Consider the following 25,052-nt stretch of genomic DNA (forward strand, 5'->3'; position numbering starts at 1 on the left):
CGACTGAACACATTGGCCTGGGGGCCTGAAGCGGCAAAAAATGGCCGCCTGACTGCCCCCGGCAAGGAGTAAACAGCATGCATCCAGCACTTTGGGTCAGCAAGACCGGGTTGAGCGCTCAGGACACCAACATGTCCACCATTTCCAACAACCTGGCGAACGTTAACACCACTGGCTTCAAGCGGGACAGGGCCGTGTTTCAGGACCTTCTGTACCAGATCAACCGGCAGCCCGGCGGTCTGACAACCCAGAACTCTGAATTGCCTTCCGGCCTGCAGCTGGGGACCGGTGTGCGGGTAGTGGGCACTGCCAAGCAGTTCTCGCAGGGCAACCTGCAGATTACCGAACAGCCCCTGGATATGGCCATCAATGGCCGTGGCTTCCTGCAGGTGCAGTTGCCGGATGGACAGATCGCCTATACCAGGGATGGCCAGTTCCAGCTAAATGCTGACGGCGATGTGGTCAATCCCGATGGATACCCACTAGAACCGGCCATCAATGTGCCGGAGAACGCCACCAATATCACCATCGGTAAAGATGGCACTGTAACGGCAGTAACGGACGATCAGGCGGCGCCGGTAAATCTGGGCCAGATTACGCTGGTTGATTTCATCAACCCCCAGGGCCTGCAGGCCATCGGTAACAACCTGTTCAAGGCGACCAACGCCAGTGGCGATCCTGCAGAAGGTGAGCCAGGGCTGGCAGGGCTGGGCAGTATTGAACAGGGCTCCGTAGAGTCGTCCAACGTTGAGGTGGTTGAGGAGCTGGTGAATATGATTACCACCCAGCGGGCTTACGAAATGAACTCGAAAGTGGTCTCCACAACCGATCAGATGCTCCAGTTCATCACTCAAAACATTGGCTAACGCGGGCAGAGGTGAGGTCATGAAATTGATGACATCAAACCGGACAACTCGAAGTGCCAGTACATTGGCGGCTGTGGTGGTCCTCATTGTGTTGCAGGGGTGCACGGCCATGAGTCGCCCTCGGGCAATTCCGGATGACCCCGAGTTTGCACCGGTTCGCCCTCAGGCCATGATGCAGCGGGACAGTGCTTCGGGTTCGATTTACCAGGTCTCCCGGAACTACAACTTCTACGGCGATACCGTAGCGTTGAACGTGGGTGACGTGCTCACAGTCATTCTTGAAGAATCTACCCGGGCCAGCAAGAACGCAGAAACCAGCATCACCAAGGACAATGAGGTCACGCTGCCAGAGCCGACCATCTTGGGTAAGAGCAATTTCGGGATTAATACCTCCCTGAATCACGAACGTGATTTCGAGGGCAGCGCTGAAGCAGACCAAAGCAACAGTTTGGCCGGTAGTATCACCGTCACCGTGACAGAAGTGTTGCCAAACGGTGTTTTGAGGATTCGCGGTGAAAAATGGCTTTCGTTGACCAATGGTGATGAATACATCCGCCTGACGGGTCTGGTTCGCCCCCAGGATATCCAGCCTGATAACACGGTCGCATCCAATCGCATTGCTGATGCCCGGTTCGCTTATGGAGGCACTGGTGATTTTGACCAGGCAAACCAGATGGGGTGGCTGGCACGCTTCTTTAATAGCGAGTGGTGGCCACTATGAGCTTACGCCGTTTAATTGTCTGGGTACTTGCCCTGGCTGTTGTTTCGGCCCCGGTAATGGCGGACCGCTTGAAGGACCTGTCCCGAATCAAGGGTGTTCGCAACAACCAGCTGGTGGGTTACGGCCTGGTGGTTGGTCTCGACGGAACCGGTGACAAGGCTCCGTTTACCAATCAGACCTTCCGGAACATGATGAACCAGTTTGGTGTGACCCTTCCGGAAGGCGTCAATCCGAACCTTGCTAACGTTGCCGCAGTAACGGTGAGTGCGACATTGCCGCCTTTCGCAAAAACTGGCCAGGAAATTGATATCACCGTCTCGTCCATTGGCAATGCGGACAGCCTGCGCGGCGGCACCTTGTTGATGACGTCGCTGAAAGGTGCTGATGGTCAGGTGTATGCCATGGCCCAGGGCAGTCTGGTGGTGGGCGGCTTTGGTGCCCAGGGGCAGGACGGCTCCCGAATCACCGTGAACGTTCCCAGTGTTGGCCGGATTCCCAACGGCGCTACTATCGAGCGGGAGGTGGCTTCGCCGTTCAGTCAAGGCGACACCATTACCTTCCATTTGCTGCGCCCGGACTTCACAACGGCTCGCCGCGTAGTCGAGGCTGTTAATGAACGTCTCGGCCCGGATATGGCCTATGCCCACGATGCCACCTCGGTATCCGTGCGCGCGCCGCGGGATCCTTCCCAGCGGGTCAGCTTTCTTTCGATTCTCGAAAATATTGAGGTTGATCCGGCTCAGGATGCCGCGAAGGTGGTCATCAACAGCCGTACCGGCACCATCGTGGTTGGCCAGAATGTTCAGGTCAGCGCCGCTGCCGTTACTCACGGCAATCTGACGGTGACCATTCAGGAAAACCCCAATGTGGAGCAGCCGAATCCCTTTGCCGGTGGAGACACCGCCATTGAGCAGGATTCCCAGATTGCCATTACCGAAGAGCCGGCGCGGATGTTCAAGTTCGGCCCCGCCGTCACTCTGAACGAGATCGTGCAGGCCGTAAACCAGGTGGGTGCGGCTCCGGGCGACGTAATGGCGGTACTCGAAGCCCTGAAACAGGCCGGTGCACTGCGTGCCGAGCTGATTGTTATCTAGGTGGCGTGATGCAGGACTATAAGGTTCAACAGGCCCAGGTTTACACCGACTTCAACGGTCTCAATGCGTTGAAGGCCCAGGCTCGCACTGACAAAGAGTCAGCCCTGCGCGAAGTGGCGCGCCAGTTCGAGAGCCTGTTCCTGTCTGAAATGCTGAAGTCCATGCGCAAGGCCGGTGATGTCTTCGCTGAGGGCAACTACCTGAAGAGCAATCAGTCAGAGCTTTACCGGGATATGTTCGACAGCCAGATGAGTCTGACCATGGCCAGTGGCAAGGGCAGTGGTCTTGCTGATGCACTGGTACGTCAACTCGGCAAACAGATTCCGGGCATGAATGACGAAGGCGGCAGACTTGCGGGCCATAAGGCGAGCCTTGCGGATTATGACCGAAGCTTCCCCGCCCTCAATGCCCAATTACCCGAGCAGGTGCAGAAGGTAACTTCTGTGGCGGAGAAAGCACCTTTGGCAGTGACCGCGACCCCGCAGGATTTGCCGCACCAGTTTGACTCTCCGGAGCACTTCGTCACCGAGCTGCTGCCGGTGGCCGAGCGGATTGCCCGCGACTCGGGCATTGACCCGAAACTCATGGTGGCCCAGGCCGCCCTGGAAACCGGCTGGGGCCGGCACATGATTCGCGGGGAGCAGGGTGAGCCCAGTTTCAACCTGTTCGGCATAAAGGCGGATAGCCGCTGGCAGGGCGAAGCGGTGTCCATCACCACCACGGAATACCGGGAAGGGCTGCCGATGAAAGAGCAGGCCAGCTTCAGGGCTTACCAGGATTACGAGTCCAGCTTCAGGGACTATGTCTCTTTCCTGGAATCCAACCCCCGTTACCGGGAGGTTTTGTCGGTAGCAGACCAGCCAGAGGTTTTTGCCGAGAAGTTGCAGGAGGCTGGTTATGCAACCGACCCGAACTACGGTGACAAGATCCGCCAGATCATGAACCGTGACTCACTGATGACACTGTCCATGGGCAGTGACGGGATGAAGGAGTAAACCTTATGGCAGGGCTGATAGGCATTGGTCTGACCGGCATCCTAAGTCATCAGGCTGCGCTGAACACAACTGGCAACAATATAACGAACGCCAACACGCCGGGTTACAGTCGCCAGGAAGTGCTGTTTGAAACCCAGGAAGGCCAGCGCACCGGCGCCGGCACCATTGGCAGCGGCGTGAATGTTGCGGACATTCGGCGCCTGGCCAATGAATACCTGGTTCAGCAGGTGCGGGAAGACAGCACGCTGTACGGCGAGCAGCAAGCCCTCAATTCCGAGCTTTCGAGGCTTGATAACCTGCTGGGCGGTGAAACCACAGGCCTCAGCAATGCCTTGAACAACTTCTTTGCCAGCCTTCAGAACGCAGCCGAAGACCCAACGTCTCTGCCACAGCGCCAGCTGGTTCTTAGTGAGGCGCAACAGGTTGTAAACCGATTCCAGGCCCTTAACCAGGAATTCATTCAGCAGCGGGAATCCATCAAGACCCAGATGCAGCAGGGCGTGAAGGATGCCAATACTCTGCTTAAGAGCATTGCGGAGCTGAACCTCGCGATCTCCGAGTCACCCGGTATCGCCCAGGGGCAAATGCCCAACGAGTTACTGGATAAGCGGGACGAAAAACTCCGTCAGCTGTCGGAGCTGATTAGCATAAAAGTCAGTCCGGCGGACGGTAGCCAGGTCAACGTGTCTCTGTCGAACGGTTTGTCCCTGGTGGTTGGCAGTAACGCTTCAACCCTTGGCACCCGGGAAAACACTGAGGATCCGACCCGTCTGGAATTCACGCTGAACAACGGTGGACGCACTCTTAACATCGATGAGCAGATTACTGGCGGCAAGTTGGGCGGTCTTTTGCGATTCGATACTGAAGGTTTGAAACCGGCTTTCGATGAGCTTGGCAGAATTGCCATTGCGTTGTCGGACACCATGAATCATCAGCATGAAATTGGAATGGATCTGGAGGGCGAGCTCGGCGGTCTGTTCTTCACCGATATTAATTCGCTTGAAGCCCAACGAAGCAGGGTTGTCCCTAACGGGAATAATGCGCCCTCCACAACGGGCCAGTTGGCCGTAGAAATAACCGACAGCTCCGCGCTTCCGGCAGGACGTTGGACCCTGCAGTTCAGTGGTGACGGGCGGAGTTACGAGTTGATTGACCAGGCGACGGGAAAAACCGTGAACCAGGGCCGTTTGCCGGATCCTGCTCAATCTGAGATCAGCATGCCCGGTTTCAACATCCGCGTTGAAGGCGGCACCTTCAACGCCGGGGACAAATACCTGATTCAGCCCAGCCGAAATGCCGCTGAAAGTATCGGGTTGGTGGTTAATCGGGAAGAGGATCTGGCCTTTGCCAGCCCGGTCCGTGCGACGACCGGAGATGACAATATCGGAACCGGTAAGATCGATCAGGGCACCATGCTGAACGTTAGGAATCCGTTCACCAATTCCTTGTTGCCGGCGTTTCAGTCGTCCGGGCAGTTGGCGAATGGCCCGATAACCGTGGAATTTGACGACCCGGGTACCGGCCTTGTGTTCACCGTGACGGACGGCAGTGGCAATCCCATAGGCCCGGCTAATCGTCCTTACACGCCTGGTGTTGCTAATGAACTGTTCAGTGACAATCCGGCGGATGGTGCCGAGTATCAGGGCTTTCAGTTCAAGATATCCGGTCAGCCGGCCGACGGCGACACCTTCGAGATCAATTACAACTCCAACGGCGTTTCAGACAATCGAAATGCGGAACTGCTGGCCGCCCTGGGCACTGCCAATACCCTGAACGGCGGTAGCCAGAATTTTTCCGAAGGGTACGCGGGGCTTGTTGAAGATATCGGTGTTAAAACGCGCCAGAGTCAATTGGATGTGGATGCCGGCAAAACCCTTTTGGAGCAGTCAACCAACCAGCGGGAATCGGTATCTGGTGTCAATCTGGATGAGGAAGCCGGCCGCCTGATCCAGTATCAGGCCGCATACAATGCCTCGGCCCAGGTGATGTCGGTGGCCCAGGACCTGTTCAATACCCTGTTACAGAGTTTCCGGTAACGGTTGAGGTGATGTGACATGATCAGAATTTCATCACAGCAGATTTTTTCGGGTGGTATTAATCGGCTGCAAGAGCTGAATACCAGCCTGAACAACACTCAGCAGCAGATCTCCACCGGCCAGCGGGTGAACAAACCGTCCGACGATCCGGTAGCTGCGGCCCGGATTCTGAAACTGGACCAGGAGCTTTCGCGAGTTGAAACTTATCAGCGCAATGTCGATCTGGCGGACAACCGCCTGAAACAGGAAGAGAGTGCGCTGGAAAGCTCAATCGATGTGATTCAGCGAATCCGGGAATTGACGGTTCAGGCCGGTAATGGATCGTTGTCGGCCAACGACCGGCGCTCAATTTCCTCCGAGCTGGAGGAGCGCATTGGGCAGTTGGCGAATATTGCCAATACCCGGGATGCCTCAGGAGAGTATATTTTTAGTGGATTCCAGGGCTCGGTAAAGGCCTTTGAGCAGGACCCTTCAGGTAGCTGGACTTATCAGGGCGACGAAGGCCAACGAGTCCTCGAGATTGATGATGGCGTTACCGTTCCCATCAGCGATAACGGCAAGGACATTTTTGTCCGGGTTCCCGCTGCAATAACCGGCGAACACAGCACTGTGAATACGCCGGCCGCCTCCATTTCCGGGGTCAGTCTGGTTAACGAAGCAGATCTTGCTGCGGAGTATCCCAATTCATTCCCGGACGACATCACGGTTGAGGTTGATGTCGGTGGCAATATCATCGCCACGGACAGTCAGGGTGATGTGCTGACGGTTGATCCAGCCACCTACCAGAGTGGCGAGCCGTTCGTTGTGGCAGGTGTTGAGGTGACTCTGACAGACGCGGTCCCGGGCGCTGGCGATGTGTTTACACTTCAGATCAACGAAAAGCAGTCGGTGTTCGGTACCATCGAGAACCTGATTGCCGGCCTGAACAACATCGACAAGAGCAGTCCGGGCGGGCGGGCCGAGTACGATGACCTGATTGCCAATTCCCTGATTAACCTGGATAACGCCCAGGAGAGCATCATCCTCAAGCAAACCGAACTCGGTGGCCGGATGAACGCGGTGGAGTCCACCAAGACCTTCCTCGAAGATTCTTCCGTTTATACCAATGAAATCCGGTCGCAGTTACAGGACGTGGACTACGCAGAAGCGATCAGTAACCTGAGTTTCCAGAGCTTCGTCCTGCAGGCGGCCCAGCAGTCTTTTGCCCAAGTTTCGCAATTGTCGCTGTTCGACAGATTGTAAATATCTGAACCAGCGGGCAGTTGTGTCCGCTGGCTTATTGCTTTCGCGATTTAGCTCAGTATAATCCCCAACACTCTCCGATGGCGGCGTGGTGAAATTGGTAGACACGACGGATTCAAAATCCGTTGGGGTAAAACCCGTGGCGGTTCGAGTCCGCCCGCCGCTACCATCTTCTTTCCTTCGGCGTCGTTAACAGTCCATTCCATGAATGTCTCCGATTTTCATTTTGACCTGCCGGACGAATTGATCGCCCGCTATCCGCTCAAAGATCGCAGTGCATCCCGGCTACTTTGTCTTGATGGTCTTTCCGGCAAGCTCGACCACCGCATTTTCAGTGAACTTCCTGACCTACTCCAACCCGGCGACCTGCTGGTGTTTAACAACACCCGGGTGATTCCTGCGCGCCTTTTTGGCAAGAAGGAGACCGGTGGCCAGGTTGAGGTGCTGGTTGAGCGGGTGACCGGGGAACATGAAATCATCGCCCATGTTCGTGCATCCAAGGCTTTGAAGGATGGCCAGAAGGTTATCCTGGAAGACGGTACCTGCCTGCGGATGTCGGGCCGGGATGAAGCGCTGTTTCATCTGGTGTGTGAAGCAGAGGAACCAGTGCTCGACGTGCTGGAGCGCATTGGCCATATGCCTCTGCCGCCTTACGTTGATCGCCCGGACGAATCCAGCGACCGGGAACGCTACCAGACCGTTTACGCCCGGGAGGCCGGCGCCGTCGCTGCGCCGACGGCGGGGCTGCATTTTGATGAGAGCCTGCTGGATAAGTTGGCCGCCCGCGGAATCGAAAGCACCTTCGTGACGCTCCATGTGGGTGCCGGCACCTTCCAGCCGGTTCGGGTGGACAAAATTGAAGATCACACCATGCACAGTGAGGTCGTGAACGTTCCCCAAGACGCCGTTGACGCGATCGAGCGAGCTCGTGCGAGGGGAGGGCGTGTGGTTGCCGTGGGCACCACGTCGGTTCGCTCCCTTGAGTCTGCCAGTCGAGGCGGTCGCTTGAGGCCGTTCACTGGTGAGACCGACATCTTTATCTACCCGGGGTACCGTTTCCAGACCGTTGATGCCCTGATAACCAACTTCCACTTGCCGGAATCCACCCTGATCATGCTGGTCAGTGCGTTCGCCGGCTATGACAATGTGATGGCAGCCTATCGGGAGGCGGTGAAGGAACGCTACCGCTTTTTCAGTTACGGCGATGCCATGTTTATTACCGGGCAGGAACCCAGTCGTGGCATGTTGCTGGGGCCAGCCGTGGAATCCAATGAAGCCGGTACCGATAATGCCGGGGAGGCCTTGTGACAAAAACCTGTTTCATGTCGTTTGAAAAACTGGGGGAGGATGGGCGGGCCCGTCGTGGCCGGCTGACGTTCCCTCGGGGTTCCGTCGAAACCCCTGCATTCATGCCTGTCGGCACTTACGGCACGGTGAAGGGTATGTTGCCCCGCGATATCCATGAAATTGGCGCAGAAATCATCCTGGGTAACACGTTTCACCTTATGCTTCGGCCGGGCACCGAAGTGATCAAGGCCCACGGCGACCTTCATGATTTTACCCAATGGCAGGGGCCGATCCTGACCGATTCCGGCGGCTTTCAGGTGTTCAGCCTGGGCGAAATGCGCAAGATTACCGAGGACGGCGTTACCTTTCGCTCACCGGTAGACGGCTCGCCGGTGGAGCTGTCCCCGGAGATTGCTATTCAGGTCCAGCGGGATCTGGGGTCAGACATCGTCATGATTTTTGACGAATGCACGCCTTACCCTGCCACCGAACGCCAGGCAAAGGACTCCATGGAGTTGTCCCTGCGTTGGGCGCAACGGAGCAAGGATGCCCACGAGGGCAATCCCGCGGCATTGTTCGGTATTGTCCAGGGTGGCATGTACGAGAGCCTGCGGGACCGCTCCCTGCAGGGGCTCACAGACATTGGCTTTGATGGCTATGCCATTGGCGGTCTCTCCGTTGGCGAGCCAAAGGAGGACATGATCCGGATTCTGGATCATTTGCCGCCGAAGATGCCGGAGGACAAACCGCGGTATCTGATGGGCGTGGGGCGTCCGGAAGATATTGTTGAGGCAGTCCGGCGTGGTGTGGACATGTTTGACTGCGTCATGCCGACCCGGAATGCCAGGAATGGTTACCTGTTTACCTCAACCGGGATTGTGAAAATCCGCAATGCGCGGCACCGTCATGATACCTCGCCGCTCGACGAGCGTTGCGACTGTTACACCTGTAAGAACTTTTCGAGAAGTTATCTGCATCATCTCGATAAATGTGGAGAAATGCTGGGCTCACAGTTGAATACCATTCACAACCTCCGGTTCTATCAGAACCTGATGGCTGGATTGCGTGGGGCCATTGAAGCAGGTACATTGTCGGACTTTGTAACCGACTTCTATGCCCTGCGCGGAGAGACCGTTCCGCCCCTGGGCAATGTTTGATCTATTTGCTAAACCAACGGAGATATCCAATGAAATCTATTAAAATGCTCGTTGCCGGCCTTTTGGCTCTGATGCCTGCTCTGGCGATGGCACAGGATCCGGGTGCTCAGGGAATGGGTGTTATGGGCCAGGTAATCTTTTTCGCAGGCTTCATCCTGATTTTCTATTTCCTGATCTGGCGTCCGCAGTCCAAGCGTGCGAAAGAGCACAAGGCCCTGATGTCCGGACTTAACAAGGGTGACGAAGTTGTGACTTCCGGTGGTGTTGCCGGCAAGATCACCAAGGTAACCGACGATTTCATCGTTGTGGAAGTTGCCGACAACGTAGAGATCAAGGTCCAGAAAGTAGCCGTTGCTGCGGCTCTGCCGAAGGGCACGCTCAAGGACATCTGAGCGGGGCCATTTAGCCGGCCATCCCTGGTGGCCGGTCTGAATCTTTCTGGCTGAAACACCAAGGCTGGTCGCTAGGCCGGCTACAAGGGATCCCATGCTGAACAAGTATCCGCTTTGGAAAAACCTGGTTATCCTGGTCGCGCTTGTGATCGGGTTTATCTACGCTTTGCCCAACCTCTTCCCCGATGATTACGCCATTCAGATCACTGGCGCCCGCAGTAGCACCGAGGTGAACGCCGGTGTGCTCGACAGGGCTGTCGATGTACTGGAAAGCCGGGGCATCGAGGTGAAGAGCAGTACTCTTCAGGATCGGGATGCTCTGATCCGTCTAACCACCTCTGAAGACCAGTTGCAGGCTCGTCCGCTGGTGCAGGCCGCACTTGGTAATGAATACCTGGTGGCATTGAACATGGCTGCCTCAACCCCGGGTTGGCTGAAGAGCCTTGGCGCCGGCCCCATGAAGCTGGGTCTGGATCTTCGAGGCGGTGTCCACTTCCTGTTGGAAGTCGATATGGAAACCGCAGTCAGCCAGCGCCTGGAGGCCATGTCCGGCCAGATCAAGCGGGAATTGCGCGAAGAACGGATCCGTTACCGAGGCGGGGATGTGCAGGACAATCGGGAGATTGTTCTCAGCTTTCGGGACGAAGAGGCCCGGACCGAAGCGTTCAATATGGTACGTGACCAGTACAACGAATTTCTTCTTGATGAGCAGACAGAGGGCGATGAGTTCCTCCTGGTGTTGACCCTGTCTGAAGCGGAAGTAACGGCGATTCAGGATTATGCCCTTGAGCAGAACCTCACGACTATCCGCAACCGGGTGAATGAGCTGGGCGTGGCCGAGCCGCTGGTTCAACAGCAGGGTGCCGACCGAATTATTGTTGAGCTCCCCGGTGTGCAGGACACTGCGCAGGCAAAGCGTGTACTGGGTGCCACCGCGAACCTTGAATTCCGCATGGAGGCCCGTCAGGACGCGCCGAGCAGCGAAACCGAGGAGTTCAGTTTCCGGGATCAACCCCAGCGCTCCGCCCGCCTTGAGCAAGAGGTGATTGCTACCGGTAACAATGTGGCCAATGCTCAGCAGGCCTTTGATGAAAACGGCCAGCCCCAGGTCAATATCACCATGGATTCGGTTGGTGGTGACCTGATGAACCGCGCTACCCGCAATGCCATTGGTCGCAGGATGGCGGTGCTGTTCATTGAGTATCGCACGGAAACCGAAACCAGAATGGTTGATGGTGAGCCTCAGGAGGTGGAGAACCGCGTTGTGGAGAAAGGCATCATCAGCCTTGCCACCGTCCAATCCGCCCTGGGCAGCAGCTTCCGGATTACCGGGCTTGATTCCATTCCGGAGGCAGCGGAACTGGCATTGCTGCTGCGTGCTGGTGCGCTGGCAGCACCGATGTACTTTGTTCAGGAAAGAACCATCGGTCCAAGTCTTGGGCAGAAGAACATTGATGCCGGCATGATGTCGGTAGCGCTTGGCTTCGGTCTGGTGCTGCTGTACATGCTCGTCTACTACCGTGGGTTCGGCGTGGTTGCGAACATCGCACTGACCCTGAACCTGATGTTGCTGGTGGCGTGTATGTCGATCCTGTCCGCGACACTGACCTTGCCGGGTATTGCCGGTATTGTTCTGACGGTTGGTATGGCGGTGGATGCCAACGTGCTTATCTTTGAGCGGATAAAGGAAGAGCTCAAATCCGGTGCGCCGCCCCAGACGGCGATCAACTCGGGCTATTCCCGAGCGTTCGTGTCCATTTTTGATGCCAATATCACCACCTTGCTGGTTGCCGTGATTCTCTTTGCCATGGGCTCCGGCCCGGTGAAAGGCTTTGCGGTAACGCTGTGCATCGGGATCCTGACGTCGATGTTCTCTGGCCTGATGGTCAGCCGCAGCATCGTTAACATCATTTACGGCGGCCGCAGGGTCGAGAAGCTGTCGATCGGAGGAAAGCTCGCCAATGTCTGAAGATCAGAAGCAACCGTTTGATTTTATGGGGTTGCGGAAGATTGCTTCCGTAATCTCCATCTCACTGATCGTTGTGTCCATTGCTCTGTTGGCCATCCGTGGTCTGAACCTGGGTATGGATTTCACCGGTGGTACCTCCGTTGAATTTGAGTACGCAGAGGCCCCGCAACTCGATGAAATCCGGTCGAGGCTCGATGCCGCCGGCTATGAGCAGTTTTCCGTTCAGAACTTCGGGGCCGACACGACGGTGTTGGTGCGGATGGCCGAGGCTGACAATGATCAGCTGGCACCGGAAGTCACCCGTACCCTGAAAGAGGGTGGCGCGGAGCTTGAGCTTGTGAGCTCTGAGTTTGTTGGTTCCCAGGTTGGTGAAGAGCTTAAGGAAGACAGCGGCCTTGGCTTGCTGATTGCCCTGGCTGTTGTACTGATCTACGTGGGTATGCGCTTCCAGTTCAAATTCGGTATTGCCTCGGTGGTGCCCCTGGCTCACGACGTGATTATCGTTCTGGGCGTTTTCGCGCTGTTCCAGTGGACCTTTGATCTCACCGTCCTGGCCGCTTTGCTTGCGGTTATTGGCTACTCGCTGAACGATACTATTGTCGTTGCGGACCGCATTCGGGAAAATTTCCGGAAGATGCGTGTTGGCGAACCCTGGGACATCATCAACGAGTCGATTCACCAGACCATTGCCCGGACAATCAACACCTCTGGTACGACTTTGATCGTGCTGCTGGCGCTGTACTTTCTGGGTGGTGAGGCAATCAACAACTTCGCGCTTGCTTTGATTATTGGTGTGATTGTCGGTACCTACTCCTCGATTTACGTATCTGCAAACCTTCTGATGGTGATGGGCGTGTCCCGTGACGATTTGATCGTGCCACCGAAAGAGGGTGCAGAAGACGCCGATGAAGAAGAGCAGCCGCCGGAGTGGCTGAACCGGATGTAACGGCATTTCCGCCGATTTCGGGCACGAAAAAAACCGCCACAGGATGCTGGCGGTTTTTTTATGCCCGTTAGAGCCGGAAGCCTCAACGAGGCAGGCGGCCCCGGAACGGATGCAGTACTTTCAGCACTTCGCGGAACAGTTTCGGATTTGCGACCACCAGCTGGCGGGCGTTACCGGTAGACGGGTTGCCGGAGAAGTCGCCGGTCAGAGCGCCGGATTCCATGGCCAGTGTGACGCCAAGATCCAAGTCGGCCGCTTCCGGCCGGAAAATAATCGCCGCGTCCATCAGTCCTGCGGAAACCCGGGCGATATCCAGTACCACGCAGCCGGAGGTGCGGAACATGCCGGAATCCCGTGCCAGCACAGCAGCCATTTCGCCCCAGAGCATCGGATCTTCGCTCTTTCGGGCCTGATCCAGCAGGTTGGTGGCTATGGCGGCTTTTTCTGGCAGTTTGATTTCTGAAGCGCGAACCCGGCGGCTGTTCAAGGCAGCGCCATGGCCACGGCTGGCGGAGTATTCTTCGCCGGTAACGGGATTTACCAGAAGCAGGTTTTCGGTACGATTATTCTTCTTCTGAGACAGCGCCAGAGCAAACTCCGGAATGCCCCGAAGGAAATTCTCACGGCCCAGGACAGGAAAAATGTGCCAGCTCTTCTCGCTGGTTCCGGCATTCGCTTCGTTCAGAGGCGCGATGCTGTGGTCCTTGTAGGCCTTTTCGAGCTGCTCGGCAAAGTTATCGTAGATAGACTGCTCAACCCGTTCCAGCTGGCGACGGCGTTCTGAGTCGTCCTTGCCGGTGGGTTCCTGGCGCTCGAAATGGGCTTTCAGATAGTCAGACCCCTGACGCGCGACGCGCAGGGCCATTTTAATAGCTGGTTGCATCTGAGTGTTCATTATCCGGGTGTGTGAAGGCCGGCTATCATAGCAAAAGATCACCCCGCTTGTATGTTTTTTGACTCAGCAAAAGCACGGATAACCAGAGGTTACGGGTTCTCCGGAGGGGCAGAATGCGGGTGCTTTCTGCTATCATTGCCGGCCTGATCAATAACCTTGGGCCTGCTTACAATGCACAAAAGCGCACTTCCACAGGAAGGGACGGAAACATTTCAGGATCAGATTCGGATCGTTCTGGTTGAGACCTCCCATTCGGGCAATATTGGTGCTGTTGCCCGTGCCATGAAGAATATGGGGCTGGCTAATCTGTGGCTGGTTAATCCCTGTTCTTTTCCGGATGAGGCTTCCTACGCGCGTGCAGCCGGCGCTTCGGATGTGCTTGATAACGCACAGGTGGTTTCTTCGTTGGACGAAGCGCTCGCTGAGTGCGTGCTGGTCATGGGTACAAGCGCACGGGGAAGAAAGGTGCCCTGGCCGGTCTGTGCGCCGCCTGAGGCTGCAGCCGCTGCGGCAGGACACGCTGAAAGCGGCCCGGTTGCCATGGTGTTCGGAAGAGAGAACCATGGTCTGAGCAACGACGAACTGCAGCGCTGCCACTATCACATCCATATTCCGTCCAATCCGGATTATAGCTCCCTTAACCTGGCCATGGCGGTGCAGGTCATGTGCTATGAATTGCGGATGTTTTATCTGCGTAGCCTTGAAGGCGGTGCAGGAAGCCCATACCTAAAGTCGATGACCAGGCCCGGCGACGACGGTTGGGACGTGCCGCCCGCTAAAGTTCATGATGTCGAAGGCTTTTTCGGGCATCTGGAGCAGGTGCTGATTGATGTCGATTTCCATCGACGGGAAAACCCGAGGCAGCTGATGACGCGCTTGCGGCGACTGTTCCAGCGAGCCAGACTGGATCAGATGGAAATCAATATTCTCAGGGGTATTCTCACTGCTGTTCAGAAGGCGGCAGGCTCACGGAACAACAGCAAATCAACCGAGGCCGGCGCTGCGGCGACGGAACAGGATAATGGCCATGTTTGAGCGTTTGCGGGAAGACATTAACAGCGTATTCCACCGGGACCCGGCTGCCAGGAACACCTTTGAAGTTCTGACCAACTACCCGGGTTTGCACGCACTGCTTTTCCATCGGTTTTCCCACTGGTTGTGGAGTCTCGGGCTGAAATGGCTTGCTCGCACTATTTCCACCATTGCCCGATGGCTGACCGGCATCGAGATTCACCCGGGAGCGACTATTGGCCGCCGGTTTTTCATCGACCACGGTATGGGTGTGGTCATTGGCGAGACCACGGTGATCGGCGATGACGTGACTCTTTATCAGGGCGTTACCCTCGGCGGAACCAGTTGGAATAAGGGCAAACGTCACCCTACCATCGGAAATAGTGTGGTTGTGGGAGCTGGCGCAAAAATTCTGGGGCCGTTTGAAGTGGGCGAGGGTGCCAAGATTGGCTCCAATTCAGTGGTTACCAAGGAAGTGCCCGCCGGCGCAACGGTAGTTGGTATTCCGGGTCGTGTCATCATCAAGCGCAAAGGCGAAGATGAGGAGCGCCGAAAGGAGATGGAAGAACGCATGGGGTTCGACGCCTATGGTGTGACGGAGGAAATGCCAGACCCTGTCGCGCGGGCCATGCGCTCGTTGCTTGATCACATGCATGCAGTGGATGACCGCATCGAGAACATGTGCAAGGCACTGCGCAAAGTGAACAGCGATTACCAGAACGGTGAGCTGCCACCGCTACAGGATGAGGACTTTGATTGCGTCCGCGACGACGATGAGGTGCGTCGCTGAATACTTGACTGAAATGGTAGGTCAATTCATACTCTCAGCTGCATATTTGAGATTCAATCCCGTCACGGGGCTGACACTATGAAGTTGACCACCAAAGGCCGCTACGCCGTAACGGCAATGCTTGATCTGGCTCTGCATGGAGACCAGGGGCCGGTGAGTCTCGCCGATATTTCGGCTCGTCAGGAAATCTCACTGTCCTACCTGGAACAGCTTTTTTCTCGTCTCCGCCGCCAGAAACTGGTCGTCAGTATTCGTGGCCCCGGTGGTGGTTACAGGCTTAGTCGTCCGGCGGCTGAGCTTTACATAGCCGAAGTGGTTGATGCCGTCAGCGAATCGCTGGACACCACCCGGTGTGGCAACAAGGGCGATTGCCAGAACGGCGAGAAGTGCCTGACCCACCATCTCTGGTCTGATCTCAGCGATCAGATTCATCAGTTTCTCAGCCAGATCAGTCTGGGAGATCTGATGAGAAAACATGAAATTCGCCAGGTTGCGGACCGGCAGAATCGCCGCCAGTCTGATAACGGCTCTGAAACCATCAACACCGAACGCCTGTCTGATCAGGCGCCGGCCTGACACCAACAAGTTTCCGGAATCCATGAAAAAGCCCGTTTATATGGACTACGCGGCCACCACGCCCGTTGATCCAGCTGTCGCTGATGAAATGATGAAGTACCTCACCCTGGATGGCGTATTCGGCAATCCTGCCTCCCGCACCCACGCCTACGGTTGGCAGGCGGAAGCTGCTGTAGAAGCTGCACGCAAGCAGGTAGCTGGTCTGATTCACGCCGACCCCCGTGAGATCGTCTGGACGTCAGGTGCTACAGAGTCGGACAATCTGGCGATCAAGGGTGCCGTTGGCGACCGCCAGGACGCTCATATTGTCACCTCGAAGATTGAACATAAAGCGGTCGTGGATACCTGCAAGTGGCTGGAGCGCCAGGGCACCGAAGTGACATGGCTGGACCCTGCCGCTGATGGAACGATCAGTTTTGACCAGGTTTTGGATTCGCTCAGGGACAATACCGTTCTGGTTAGCCTGATGCTGGTGAACAATGAGCTGGGGGCCATTACGGATGTCGTCGCCATTGGTGCCGAATTGCGTAAGCGGGGTGTTCTGTTCCACGTTGATGCCGCTCAGGCTGCGGGCAAGATGGTGATTGATGTTACCTCCATGCCGGTGGATCTGTTAGCGCTTTCGGGGCACAAGGTTTACGGGCCGAAAGGCGTAGGTGCGCTCTACGTGAGGCGGTCACCTGACGTTCGCATTGACGCCCAGATTCATGGGGGCGGGCATGAGCGAGGGATGCGTTCCGGAACACTGCCGACTCACCAGATTGTGGGAATGGGAAAGGCGTTTTCGATCGCCCAATCCGGGCTTGAGGAGGAAGTCGTCAAGCTGGAGGCGCTTCGGGAGTCTTTCCTGGTGGGACTCGAATCGCTCGAGGGTGTCAGCCTGAACGGCAGTGAAAGCAGACGCGTCCCCGGTATCGTGAATCTTTCTTTTGACGGTGTTGATGCGGAGTCCCTGATGTTGGGCCTGCGGGATCTCGCTGTTTCCTCCGGCTCGGCCTGCGCTTCAGCCACGGTAGAGCCTTCTTACGTTCTCCGTGGCATTGGTTTAAGTGATGAGCAGGCCCATCGGGCGCTGCGTTTTTCTATCGGCCGTTACACAACGGAGGAGGAAGTGGCTTTTGCCAGTTCGCAAATAGTTGATGTTGTTACCCGCCTACGTGCAGTGCGGTAGGAAGTTTGCCCCGGACTGCGTATAATCGCAGGCCAGAATTTTAACCATCCACAAACTGGAGAAAGACCATGGCAACTGAGCGCACGCTCTCTATTATCAAGCCCGACGCGGTAGCAAAAAACGTGATCGGCGAAATTTACAGCCGCTTTGAGAAAGCTGGCCTGAACATTGTTGCTGCCAAAATGATGCACCTCACTCAGGAACAAGCAGAGGGCTTCTACGCAGAACACAAAGAGCGTCCGTTCTTCAATGACCTGGTTGCATTCATGACCTCCGGCCCGGTGGTTGTTCAGGTTCTGGAAGGCGAGGGTGCCATCCTGAAGAACCGTGATCTGATGGGCGCGACCAACCCGAAGGAAGCCGACGCCGGCACCATCCGTGCAGATTTCGCATCATCCATCGATGCCAACGCCGTTCACGGCTCTGATTCCGCGGCTTCTGCTGAGCGCGAAATCGCTTATTTCTTTAATGACAACGAGATTTGCCCGCGGGGCTGATCGCGTTGATCGGAGGCGATCATTCGGTCGCCTCTGAATTGATTATCTGATCGAGGTTATGAAATGACTGCGGCCGCTGAAAAAACGAATCTTCTTGGGATGCCGAAAGCAAAGCTCGAGGCTTTCTTCGAAACCCTGGGAGAGAAGCGTTTTCGTGCCACACAGGTTTTACAGTGGATCCATCAGCGTGGCGCTGATGACTTCGATCAAATGACCAATATGAGCAAGGCGCTTCGGGAAAAGCTGAAGCAGGTTGCCGAAATCCGTGGTCCGGAAGTGGTTTACGACGAAACGTCCAAAGACGGCACCCGTAAATGGGTGATGCGCATGGACAACGGCAACAGTGTCGAGACTGTGCTGATTCCGGACGGGGAGCGCGGCACGTTGTGTGTTTCCTCCCAGATCGGCTGCAGCCTCGACTGTACCTTCTGCTCCACGGGAAAGCGTGGGTTCAACCGCAATCTCACCGCGGCGGAAGTCATCGGTCAGGTGTGGGTCGCGCGCAAGGCCTTTATGCCTTTTGAGCCAGGTCCGGATCGGCCGATCACCAATGTGGTGATGATGGGTATGGGCGAGCCGCTGCTGAATTTCGACAATGTCGTGGATGCCATGAACCTCATGATGGAGGATCTGGCCTACGGGATCTCCAAGCGTAGGGTTACTCTCAGCACCTCCGGTGTTGTGCCGGCTCTGGACCGCCTGTCGGAAGTTACCGATGTTTCACTGGCCATTTCCCTGCATGCCCCGAATGATGAGCTGCGTAACAAACTGGTTCCGTTGAATAAAAAGTACCCGATTGCCGAATTGCTGGCCGCCACCAAGCGTTACTTCGCCCGGTTGCCGGACAAGCGGAAGGCGACGATCGAGTACACCGTGATTGAGGGGATGAATGATCAACCGGAGCACGCCCGCGAGCTTGCGGTGCTGCTGCGGGATCTGCCGTGCAAGATCAATCTGATACCATTCAACCCCTTCCCGGAAAGCGATTTCCGGAGGCCGAGTATGAATGCGACCCGACGGTTCCAGACGGTTCTGAATGAGGCTGGCTACATCGCTACCATCAGAACGACCCGGGGTGACGATATCGATGCCGCCTGTGGTCAGCTGGTAGGTCGGGTTGAAGACAGGACCCGTCGAAGCCAGAGGTACATTCAGGTTCAGCAGGTGAATGCCTGAACCAGGAACGTCTTGCAGCCCAATCGAGGAAGGGGACACCCGTGATAACAACACCAGCAAGCCGACGTTTTTCCATGTTCGCCGTTATGCTGCTGACTCTGCTGGTTACAGGGTGCGTTACTACCACGGACAGTCGGTTCTCGCGGGAAGCGGATCGTCAGGAAGCCCTCGATAACTATGTGAAACTCGCCACCGCCTACATTGGACAGGGCAATCTTGAGCGGGCTCGCCATCATCTGGACAGGGCGCTCAAGCTGGATTCAGATGACCCCGGCGCCAGGGCCGCCATGGGCCTGGTCTATAACGCGGAAGGTGAGCCTGAGCTGGCCGAGCGTAACTTCAAAAAGGCGATTTCCGAGGATCCGGCCTATACCAGGGCACGAGTGTATTACGGGGCATTCCTGTTCGGGCGGGGTCGGATGGAAGATGCTCGCGATCAGTTCCGCGCTGCCTCCCGGGATACCGGCTATCAGGATCGTGGCTCTGTGTTCTTTAACCTGGGCATGACTCAGGAACGACTCGGCGAGCTGGAGGCTGCAGCGACGTCCTACCTCCGGGCGGTGGAGCTAACACGGGGCGATGCCCGCTCCCTGTTGGCTCTTTCACGGGTTTCCGCCGAGACCGGGAATTACGACGATGCGGCCCGCTACTATTCTCGCCTGATTTCACTGATGCAAAGGAATCAGCGCCTGGTTCACTCGCCAGAGAGCCTTCTTACCGGAATCCGCATTGCTCGCTATTACAGCGATGAAAACCAGGAAGCAAGCCTTGCGCTTCAGCTTAGAAACAAATTTCCGGAGTCAGTCGAATACCAACAATATAAGGTGCTGATTTCTAATGGCAACTGAAGAAAACTCACAGCCAGCGATGAAAGAGCCCATAGGGCAGCAGCTTCAGAAGGCACGGGAAAAAGCCGGTCTGAGTACCTCGGATATCGCCGCGGCGCAGCATTTGCGCCCTTCAGTCATTCAGGCGATAGAGTCGGGAGATTACAGCCAGATTGACAGTGAGCTCTTTCTGAAAGGGTACGTCAGGGCTTACGCAAAACAGGTTGGGTTGGATGCGGATGCGGTGATTGCCGATCTGGATCAGGAGCTGGAGCCGATCCGGCAACAGAGGGAACAGGAGCAGGAAGCCAATCCCCTGATTGATATCGAGCGTCGCAGACGTCGCAAACGGCAGTTGGCAAAGGCCCTGTTTTTCCTGGTTGTTTTGGGCATTGCCGGTTATCTGGCCTACACCTTCCTGGTTCCAGAGCAGGATGGAGCACCCTCCGAGGCGGTAACAGAGCCCGAGGCTGCGCCGGAAGATCAGGGTGAGACTGAGGAATTGGCGACGTTGTCCGAGCCTGAACGCTCCGAGCCTGAAGTGGTGGCGAGTGTTGAAGAGCCGAAGCCTGTGGCCATGGAATCTGAGCCGGTGGCAACAGATACGCGGGAACCGTTGGTGGAGCCCGTTGAACCGGATGCTGGCGAGGCTCAGGCGCCAATTGAGACGGCCGCGGTTGAAGACACCCGGTCGGAGCCTTCCGAGCCGGTAACTGAGCAGATTCCGGCGGTTGTTCAGACTACCGAGCCGGTGCTTGAGAATCCAAACGGAATGTCTGAGGTGGCGGATACCGGTCGGCTTCAGATTCGTTTCAGTGATGATTGTTGGGTTCAGGTCAGTGATGCAGCGGGTAACCGTCTGGTGAATTCGCTTCAGGGGAACGGAGATCAGATTGATGTCGCCGGACCATCCCCGCTAAGGGTTGTGATTGGCGCAGTTGATGCGGTGGCATCCATCCGTTTCCAGGGCGAGCCTGTGGATATTGGTGGCTACCGGGTTGTCAACAATCGGTCAGAATTTACCCTGACAATTTGAAACTTGATCAAATTTTCTATATCGGTCAGTAAGATATGAAACAGGATTCCCCGATTACCAGACGCAAATCCCGCCAGATCATGGTGGGCAATGTTCCTGTAGGTGGCGACGCGCCGATTGCGGTGCAGAGCATGACCAACACCAACACCTGTGATGTGGAGGCCACGGTTGGCCAGATTCAGGCATTGCAGGAAGCGGGCGCGGACATTGTGCGGGTTTCTGTACCGTCCATGGACGCCGCGGAGGCGTTCGGGAAGATTCGGGAGCAGGTGTCTCTGCCATTGGTCGCCGACATCCACTTCGATTACAAGATCGCCCTCAGGGTGGCCGAACTGGGTGTGGACTGTCTTCGAATAAACCCGGGTAACATCGGCCGCGACGACCGCGTCAGCGCGGTCATCAGTGCGGCCCGGGACGGCAACATTCCGATTCGTATCGGTGTTAATGCCGGTTCGTTGGAGAAGTCGCTGCAGCGTAAATACGGAGAGCCCACGGCGGATGCGCTGGTGGAATCGGCCATGCGCCACATTGATATCCTTGACCGTCATGACTTTCAGGACTTCAAAGTCAGCCTGAAAGCCTCCGAAGTATTCATGACGGTGGACGCCTATCGCAAGATCGCCCAGCAGATTGAGCAGCCCCTTCATCTGGGTATCACCGAGGCCGGTGGACTGCGCTCGGGTACGGTCAAGTCTTCGATTGGGCTTGGCATGCTTCTGATGGATGGTATCGGTGACACCATCCGGGTGTCTCTTGCGGCAGACCCGGTGCAGGAAATCAAGGTGGGTTTCGATATTCTCAAGAGCCTTCGGCTGCGGAGCCGAGGCATCAATTTCATCGCCTGTCCCAGCTGTTCCCGCCAGAACTTTGATGTGATCCAGACCATGAACGATCTGGAGGCGCGGCTGGAAGATGTGAACGACTCCCTCGATGTGGCGATTATCGGGTGCATCGTCAATGGCCCGGGTGAAGCCAAAGTTGCCGATCTCGGACTTACCGGTGGCAGCCCCAAGAATCTCTTCTACATGGCGGGCAAACCAAATCAGAAGCTGGACAACGCCACACTGACTGACGATCTGGAGCGCCTGATTCGCGAGGAAGTAGCACGTCGCAAGGAACAGGAAGAATCGATCATTGCCCGCTCAGACAACTGATCGTTTCCATTTCCGGGCACAACCATCCAGACAGAGTTAAGGGTTAACATTGGCAAAGATTCAGGCAATTCGCGGGATGAACGATATCCTGCCGGAGCAGACGCCCGTTTGGCAGTTTGTGGAATCCACGGTTCGCAGGGTGCTGGCCCAGTATGGCTACCAGGAAATCCGCATGCCGATTGTGGAGCAGACCGATCTTTTCAAACGGTCGATTGGTGAGGTTACCGACATTGTCGAAAAGGAAATGTACACCTTTGAAGACCGCAATGGCGACAGCCTGACGCTTCGCCCGGAGGGCACAGCCGGGTGTGTCCGGGCAGCCGAGGAACACGGTTTGCTGTTCAATCAGACCCGCCGGCTCTGGTATACCGGCCCGATGTTCCGGCATGAACGTCCGCAAAAAGGGCGCTATCGTCAGTTCCACCAGATCGGCGTGGAATGTTTTGGTATGACCGGCCCTGATATTGATGCCGAGCTGCTGATACTGACCGCAAGGCTCTGGAAAGAGCTGGGGCTCGCTGAGCATACCCGGCTGGAAATTAATTCGATCGGAACGTCCGAGTCCCGTCGGACTTACCGGTCGGCTCTGGTGGATTACCTCGATCAGTTCAAATCAGATCTGGATGCTGACAGCCAGCGTCGTCTGGAGTCTAATCCCCTGCGCATCCTGGATAGCAAGGATCCCTCCACTCGCAAGATCCTGGAAAACGCGCCCAGCCTTGATGACTATCTTGATGACGAATCCCGTGAGCATTTCGAGCGCCTGAAAGCGCTTCTGGATGCTGCAGGTGTGAACTATTCGGTGAATCCGGCGCTGGTCCGGGGCCTGGATTATTACGGCAAAACGGTCTTTGAATGGATAACCGACAGCCTTGGCGCCCAAGGCACCGTATGCGCTGGTGGCCGGTACGATGGTCTGGTGGAACAGCTGGGTGGCAAACCGACGTTCGCGGTTGGCTTTGCAATGGGGCTCGAGCGCCTTATTTTGCTACTGGAAACGCTTGAATTGGTCCCGGATTACGTGAACAGTGATGCCGATATTTATGTGACGGCTATGGGTGACGTGGCGTTGGCCCCAGCCCTTAAACTGGCTGAAAAGCTGCGTGCAGCCTTGCCGGGGCGGGTGATCGTTTCCCACTGTGGCGGCGGTAGTTTTAAAAGCCAGATGAAGAAAGCTGACCGGAGTGGTGCCAGCTACGCCGTTATTCTGGGTGAGAACGAAGTGGCCAGTGGCACCGCCGGGCTCAAGCCTTTGCGTGCGGATGAGCCACAAAGCGAGATCGCCCAGGATGAGCTGGCCGAGTCTCTGGCAGCAAAACTGGCCAACTGAATCTGATCAAACGTACTGATACAAAAGCAAAAATTCGACTACAGGAGTCCTCATGGCAGAGTTGCGCACCGAAGAAGAACAAGTCCAGGCGATCAAGGACTGGTGGAAAAAGAACGGCAGCTCTCTGCTGATCGGCATTGGTGCGGCCCTGGCCATTGTGTTTGGATGGCAGGCTTGGCAGAACCATCAGGCCCAGCAGCGCACTGAGGCAGCGAACCAGTTCGCCAACCTCCTCAATGCCTTCAGTGATCAAGCTGATGAAACCAGCGGTGAGACCGTTGCTTTCGTGGCGCAGACCCTGAGGGAAGATTACACGGACAGCGCCTACGCGGTTTACGGCAATCTGATCCTCGCACGCCAGCAGTTAATGCAGGAGGGCAATGCCGAAGCGGCAGTTGATTCCCTGAAGTGGGCGCTGGAAAACACCAGTGAGCACGAGGCATTGGCGCTCGTGGTCCGTAATCGTCTGGCCCGCGCACAATTTTCTGCAGGTCAGTACGACGATGCCCTGGCCACCATTGATGGTGCCGGCAATGCCGATGCCTTCGATGCCATGTACTCCGAGCTCCGTGGCGACATACTGTTGGCACAGGGTGACCAAGAGGGCGCCCGTGAGGCCTATCTTGCTGCCCGAGAGGAGAGCCAGCAGGGTCGTAGCGGTATTCTGGAACTGAAACTGGCAGACCTCGGTGTCGGGGAGGATGCCTGATGCCGGTTTTCCGCGACAGGATCTCGAGACGCGGACTGTTTCTGGGGCTGGCGCTGCTGGTCGCACTTTCGGGCTGTAGCACTACGGATACTTTCGAACAACCTGTTCCGGTTCCCGAGATTGAGGCGTCCGCCGAATTCAAGAGAGTCTGGAGCATGTCCGTGGGCGACGGTCATGATGGTGATTTTCTCTACCTGGCACCCCTGAATACCGGTGATCTGATCTACGTCGCATCGGCGGATGGTGAGCTTTACGCAGTGGCCTCGGATTCCGGCAAGGTTGTCTGGGAATCAGAATTTGAGGAGCGCATCTTCTCAGGTCTCGGCGGTGATGGGCAGTATCTCTACCTGACCACCGAGAACGCGGATCTGGTGGCCCTTTCCCGTGAGGACGGCTCCGAGGTCTGGCGTCAGCCTCTGCCGACAGAAGTGCTGTCAGCGCCCCAGTCCAATGGCTCGCTCGTTGTTGCCCAGACCACTGATGGCAAGGTTCTCGGCTTCAGCGCCGCTGATGGCGAGAAGCTATGGCAGTATGACGGAACCGTTCCGGTGCTTTCGATGCGGGCCGCCGCTGCACCCCTGGTCGGTGGTGATGTGGTCATTGCATCCTTTGCCAGTGGCAAACTGATCGCTTTAGCGGCAGCCTCGGGGCAGCCCATGTGGCAATACGAAGTGGGTCAGGCCCAGGGCCGCACAGAGCTCGAACGGCTGGTCGACGTGACGGGGCAGCCCCTGGTTCTTGAAACTGCCGTCATGGTGGTTGGTTATCAGGGCAAGCTTGCCCTTGTTGATATTCGCACTGGCCAGGAAATCTGGAGCCGGAATGCATCCAGCCTCTACTCGCCGATGATTGGCGGTGGCCAAATCTATCTTGCCTCTTCCAATGGCGACATTCTTGCCCTGAGAGGGTCAGACCGTCGTGAAGTCTGGACCCAGGATCGTCTTGCATGGCGACAACTGACCCAGCCAATGGTTTATGAGGATTATCTGGTGGTAGGCGACTTCGAGGGTTACCTGCATGCCATTGACCGCGAGGATGGCAGCCTGGTTGGCCAACTGGAGTTCGACGATGAGGGTATCCGCGTACCCGCCCAACGCCTCGCTAATGGTAACCTGCTGGTTTTTGGCAACAGCGGAAAGATGGCCGTATTCCAGGTTAAGCCGCAGGATTGATCC

24 protein-coding genes and 1 tRNA gene are annotated in these 25,052 nt (G+C 56.5%); 24 read left to right on the forward strand and 1 reads right to left on the reverse strand.

Features of this window, described 5'->3' with window-relative positions:
• Nucleotides 1-77 precede the first annotated feature (77 nt).
• From flgG to secF, 12 genes are all read left to right on the forward strand, one after another.
• Nucleotides 78-866, forward strand: a complete 789-nt coding sequence (flgG, locus tag FMN52_RS00295) for a flagellar basal-body rod protein FlgG (protein ID WP_014576888.1) — start codon at nucleotides 78-80, stop codon at nucleotides 864-866.
• A 28-nt stretch (nucleotides 867-894) separates the two neighbouring features.
• A complete protein-coding gene (gene flgH, locus FMN52_RS00300; protein ID WP_148606946.1) occupies nucleotides 895-1,587 on the forward strand; it encodes a flagellar basal body L-ring protein FlgH in 693 nt (230 codons plus the stop codon).
• Nucleotides 1,584-2,681 (forward strand): flagellar basal body P-ring protein FlgI, encoded by a 1,098-nt coding sequence (locus FMN52_RS00305; protein WP_148606738.1) that lies wholly within the window; start codon nucleotides 1,584-1,586, stop codon nucleotides 2,679-2,681. The genes flgH and FMN52_RS00305 overlap by 4 nt, the downstream gene beginning before the upstream one ends.
• Before the next feature lie 8 nt (nucleotides 2,682-2,689).
• Nucleotides 2,690-3,676 carry a flagellar assembly peptidoglycan hydrolase FlgJ gene (gene flgJ, locus FMN52_RS00310; RefSeq protein WP_148606739.1) on the forward strand — a complete coding sequence of 329 codons (987 nt, stop codon included), beginning with the start codon at nucleotides 2,690-2,692 and terminating at the stop codon, nucleotides 3,674-3,676.
• Between the two features lie 5 nt (nucleotides 3,677-3,681).
• Nucleotides 3,682-5,712 carry a flagellar hook-associated protein FlgK gene (gene flgK / locus FMN52_RS00315; protein WP_148606740.1) on the forward strand — a complete coding sequence of 677 codons (2,031 nt, stop codon included), beginning with the start codon at nucleotides 3,682-3,684 and terminating at the stop codon, nucleotides 5,710-5,712.
• Between the two features lie 18 nt (nucleotides 5,713-5,730).
• Nucleotides 5,731-6,954, forward strand: a complete 1,224-nt coding sequence (flgL, locus tag FMN52_RS00320; RefSeq protein WP_148606741.1) for a flagellar hook-associated protein FlgL — start codon at nucleotides 5,731-5,733, stop codon at nucleotides 6,952-6,954.
• An 82-nt stretch (nucleotides 6,955-7,036) separates the two neighbouring features.
• Nucleotides 7,037-7,123, forward strand: a tRNA-Leu gene (locus tag FMN52_RS00325).
• A 35-nt stretch (nucleotides 7,124-7,158) separates the two neighbouring features.
• Nucleotides 7,159-8,262: a tRNA preQ1(34) S-adenosylmethionine ribosyltransferase-isomerase QueA gene (queA, locus tag FMN52_RS00330; protein ID WP_148606742.1), complete on the forward strand. Its 1,104-nt coding sequence runs from the start codon at nucleotides 7,159-7,161 to the stop codon at nucleotides 8,260-8,262.
• A gap of 14 nt (nucleotides 8,263-8,276) precedes the next feature.
• Entirely contained in the window at nucleotides 8,277-9,398 is a 1,122-nt protein-coding gene (gene tgt, locus FMN52_RS00335; protein ID WP_148606947.1) for a tRNA guanosine(34) transglycosylase Tgt, read from the forward strand.
• A gap of 86 nt (nucleotides 9,399-9,484) precedes the next feature.
• Complete coding sequence (gene yajC, locus FMN52_RS00340) at nucleotides 9,485-9,790, forward strand: preprotein translocase subunit YajC (protein WP_228739403.1); 306 nt, start codon at nucleotides 9,485-9,487, stop codon at nucleotides 9,788-9,790.
• Nucleotides 9,791-9,884: 94 nt separating this feature from the next.
• Complete coding sequence (secD, locus tag FMN52_RS00345) at nucleotides 9,885-11,759, forward strand: protein translocase subunit SecD (RefSeq protein WP_148606743.1); 1,875 nt, start codon at nucleotides 9,885-9,887, stop codon at nucleotides 11,757-11,759.
• On the forward strand, nucleotides 11,752-12,705 hold the full coding sequence (secF, locus tag FMN52_RS00350) for a protein translocase subunit SecF (protein WP_148606744.1): 954 nt from the start codon (nucleotides 11,752-11,754) through the stop codon (nucleotides 12,703-12,705). The genes secD and secF overlap by 8 nt, the downstream gene beginning before the upstream one ends.
• Before the next feature lie 82 nt (nucleotides 12,706-12,787).
• Here the strand turns inward: secF and FMN52_RS00355 are convergent, their stop codons facing one another.
• Nucleotides 12,788-13,588, reverse strand: coding sequence for an inositol monophosphatase family protein (locus tag FMN52_RS00355; protein WP_148606745.1), 801 nt, complete (start codon nucleotides 13,586-13,588; stop codon nucleotides 12,788-12,790).
• A gap of 183 nt (nucleotides 13,589-13,771) precedes the next feature.
• Between FMN52_RS00355 and trmJ the strand changes: the two genes are divergently transcribed.
• From trmJ to bamB, 12 genes are all read left to right on the forward strand, one after another.
• Complete coding sequence (gene trmJ, locus FMN52_RS00360; RefSeq protein WP_148606746.1) at nucleotides 13,772-14,635, forward strand: tRNA (cytosine(32)/uridine(32)-2'-O)-methyltransferase TrmJ; 864 nt, start codon at nucleotides 13,772-13,774, stop codon at nucleotides 14,633-14,635.
• Nucleotides 14,628-15,401: a serine O-acetyltransferase gene (cysE, locus tag FMN52_RS00365; RefSeq protein WP_148606747.1), complete on the forward strand. Its 774-nt coding sequence runs from the start codon at nucleotides 14,628-14,630 to the stop codon at nucleotides 15,399-15,401. Before trmJ ends, cysE begins: the two co-directional genes overlap by 8 nt.
• A 78-nt stretch (nucleotides 15,402-15,479) precedes the next feature.
• Nucleotides 15,480-15,977, forward strand: a complete 498-nt coding sequence (iscR, locus tag FMN52_RS00370; RefSeq protein WP_148606748.1) for a Fe-S cluster assembly transcriptional regulator IscR — start codon at nucleotides 15,480-15,482, stop codon at nucleotides 15,975-15,977.
• Between the two features lie 22 nt (nucleotides 15,978-15,999).
• Nucleotides 16,000-17,148 (forward strand): IscS subfamily cysteine desulfurase, encoded by a 1,149-nt coding sequence (locus FMN52_RS00375; protein ID WP_148606749.1) that lies wholly within the window; start codon nucleotides 16,000-16,002, stop codon nucleotides 17,146-17,148.
• Between the two features lie 68 nt (nucleotides 17,149-17,216).
• Complete coding sequence (gene ndk, locus FMN52_RS00380) at nucleotides 17,217-17,645, forward strand: nucleoside-diphosphate kinase (protein WP_069184985.1); 429 nt, start codon at nucleotides 17,217-17,219, stop codon at nucleotides 17,643-17,645.
• Between the two features lie 63 nt (nucleotides 17,646-17,708).
• On the forward strand, nucleotides 17,709-18,821 hold the full coding sequence (rlmN, locus tag FMN52_RS00385) for a 23S rRNA (adenine(2503)-C(2))-methyltransferase RlmN (RefSeq protein ID WP_148606750.1): 1,113 nt from the start codon (nucleotides 17,709-17,711) through the stop codon (nucleotides 18,819-18,821).
• Nucleotides 18,822-18,895: 74 nt separating this feature from the next.
• A complete protein-coding gene (gene pilW, locus FMN52_RS00390) occupies nucleotides 18,896-19,669 on the forward strand; it encodes a type IV pilus biogenesis/stability protein PilW (RefSeq protein WP_148606948.1) in 774 nt (257 codons plus the stop codon).
• Complete coding sequence (locus FMN52_RS00395) at nucleotides 19,659-20,684, forward strand: RodZ domain-containing protein (protein WP_148606751.1); 1,026 nt, start codon at nucleotides 19,659-19,661, stop codon at nucleotides 20,682-20,684. The genes pilW and FMN52_RS00395 overlap by 11 nt, the downstream gene beginning before the upstream one ends.
• 35 nt (nucleotides 20,685-20,719) lie before the next feature.
• Nucleotides 20,720-21,838: a flavodoxin-dependent (E)-4-hydroxy-3-methylbut-2-enyl-diphosphate synthase gene (ispG, locus tag FMN52_RS00400; RefSeq protein ID WP_148606752.1), complete on the forward strand. Its 1,119-nt coding sequence runs from the start codon at nucleotides 20,720-20,722 to the stop codon at nucleotides 21,836-21,838.
• Between the two features lie 49 nt (nucleotides 21,839-21,887).
• On the forward strand, nucleotides 21,888-23,168 hold the full coding sequence (hisS, locus tag FMN52_RS00405; protein WP_148606753.1) for a histidine--tRNA ligase: 1,281 nt from the start codon (nucleotides 21,888-21,890) through the stop codon (nucleotides 23,166-23,168).
• Between the two features lie 52 nt (nucleotides 23,169-23,220).
• Nucleotides 23,221-23,877, forward strand: coding sequence for a tetratricopeptide repeat protein (locus tag FMN52_RS00410; RefSeq protein ID WP_148606754.1), 657 nt, complete (start codon nucleotides 23,221-23,223; stop codon nucleotides 23,875-23,877).
• Nucleotides 23,877-25,049, forward strand: coding sequence for an outer membrane protein assembly factor BamB (bamB, locus tag FMN52_RS00415; RefSeq protein WP_148606755.1), 1,173 nt, complete (start codon nucleotides 23,877-23,879; stop codon nucleotides 25,047-25,049). The genes FMN52_RS00410 and bamB overlap by 1 nt, the downstream gene beginning before the upstream one ends.
• Nucleotides 25,050-25,052: the final 3 nt, after the last annotated feature.

This window comes from Marinobacter sp. BW6, assembly GCF_008107725.1.
GTDB lineage: Bacteria > Pseudomonadota > Gammaproteobacteria > Pseudomonadales > Oleiphilaceae > Marinobacter.

What these genes read in the sequence shown, in the direction of transcription:
- flgG (WP_014576888.1), top strand. Translation starts at nt 78, where the DNA reads ATGCATCCAGCACTTTGGGTCAGCAAGACCGGGTTGAGCGCTCAGGAC.
- pilW (WP_148606948.1), top strand. Translation starts at nt 18,896, where the DNA reads ATGTTCGCCGTTATGCTGCTGACTCTGCTGGTTACAGGGTGCGTTACT.
- flgL (WP_148606741.1), top strand. Translation starts at nt 5,731, where the DNA reads ATGATCAGAATTTCATCACAGCAGATTTTTTCGGGTGGTATTAATCGG.
- cysE (WP_148606747.1), top strand. Translation starts at nt 14,628, where the DNA reads ATGTTTGAGCGTTTGCGGGAAGACATTAACAGCGTATTCCACCGGGAC.
- flgK (WP_148606740.1), top strand. Translation starts at nt 3,682, where the DNA reads ATGGCAGGGCTGATAGGCATTGGTCTGACCGGCATCCTAAGTCATCAG.
- FMN52_RS00410 (WP_148606754.1), top strand. Translation starts at nt 23,221, where the DNA reads ATGGCAGAGTTGCGCACCGAAGAAGAACAAGTCCAGGCGATCAAGGAC.
- queA (WP_148606742.1), top strand. Translation starts at nt 7,159, where the DNA reads ATGAATGTCTCCGATTTTCATTTTGACCTGCCGGACGAATTGATCGCC.
- ispG (WP_148606752.1), top strand. Translation starts at nt 20,720, where the DNA reads ATGAAACAGGATTCCCCGATTACCAGACGCAAATCCCGCCAGATCATG.
- flgH (WP_148606946.1), top strand. Translation starts at nt 895, where the DNA reads ATGACATCAAACCGGACAACTCGAAGTGCCAGTACATTGGCGGCTGTG.
- trmJ (WP_148606746.1), top strand. Translation starts at nt 13,772, where the DNA reads ATGCACAAAAGCGCACTTCCACAGGAAGGGACGGAAACATTTCAGGAT.
- FMN52_RS00375 (WP_148606749.1), top strand. Translation starts at nt 16,000, where the DNA reads ATGAAAAAGCCCGTTTATATGGACTACGCGGCCACCACGCCCGTTGAT.
- FMN52_RS00395 (WP_148606751.1), top strand. Translation starts at nt 19,659, where the DNA reads ATGGCAACTGAAGAAAACTCACAGCCAGCGATGAAAGAGCCCATAGGG.
- iscR (WP_148606748.1), top strand. Translation starts at nt 15,480, where the DNA reads ATGAAGTTGACCACCAAAGGCCGCTACGCCGTAACGGCAATGCTTGAT.
- secF (WP_148606744.1), top strand. Translation starts at nt 11,752, where the DNA reads ATGTCTGAAGATCAGAAGCAACCGTTTGATTTTATGGGGTTGCGGAAG.
- yajC (WP_228739403.1), top strand. Translation starts at nt 9,485, where the DNA reads ATGGCACAGGATCCGGGTGCTCAGGGAATGGGTGTTATGGGCCAGGTA.
- flgJ (WP_148606739.1), top strand. Translation starts at nt 2,690, where the DNA reads ATGCAGGACTATAAGGTTCAACAGGCCCAGGTTTACACCGACTTCAAC.
- FMN52_RS00305 (WP_148606738.1), top strand. Translation starts at nt 1,584, where the DNA reads ATGAGCTTACGCCGTTTAATTGTCTGGGTACTTGCCCTGGCTGTTGTT.
- tgt (WP_148606947.1), top strand. Translation starts at nt 8,277, where the DNA reads ATGTCGTTTGAAAAACTGGGGGAGGATGGGCGGGCCCGTCGTGGCCGG.
- rlmN (WP_148606750.1), top strand. Translation starts at nt 17,709, where the DNA reads ATGACTGCGGCCGCTGAAAAAACGAATCTTCTTGGGATGCCGAAAGCA.
- secD (WP_148606743.1), top strand. Translation starts at nt 9,885, where the DNA reads ATGCTGAACAAGTATCCGCTTTGGAAAAACCTGGTTATCCTGGTCGCG.
- FMN52_RS00355 (WP_148606745.1), bottom strand. Translation starts at nt 13,588, where the DNA reads ATGCAACCAGCTATTAAAATGGCCCTGCGCGTCGCGCGTCAGGGGTCT.
- ndk (WP_069184985.1), top strand. Translation starts at nt 17,217, where the DNA reads ATGGCAACTGAGCGCACGCTCTCTATTATCAAGCCCGACGCGGTAGCA.
- bamB (WP_148606755.1), top strand. Translation starts at nt 23,877, where the DNA reads ATGCCGGTTTTCCGCGACAGGATCTCGAGACGCGGACTGTTTCTGGGG.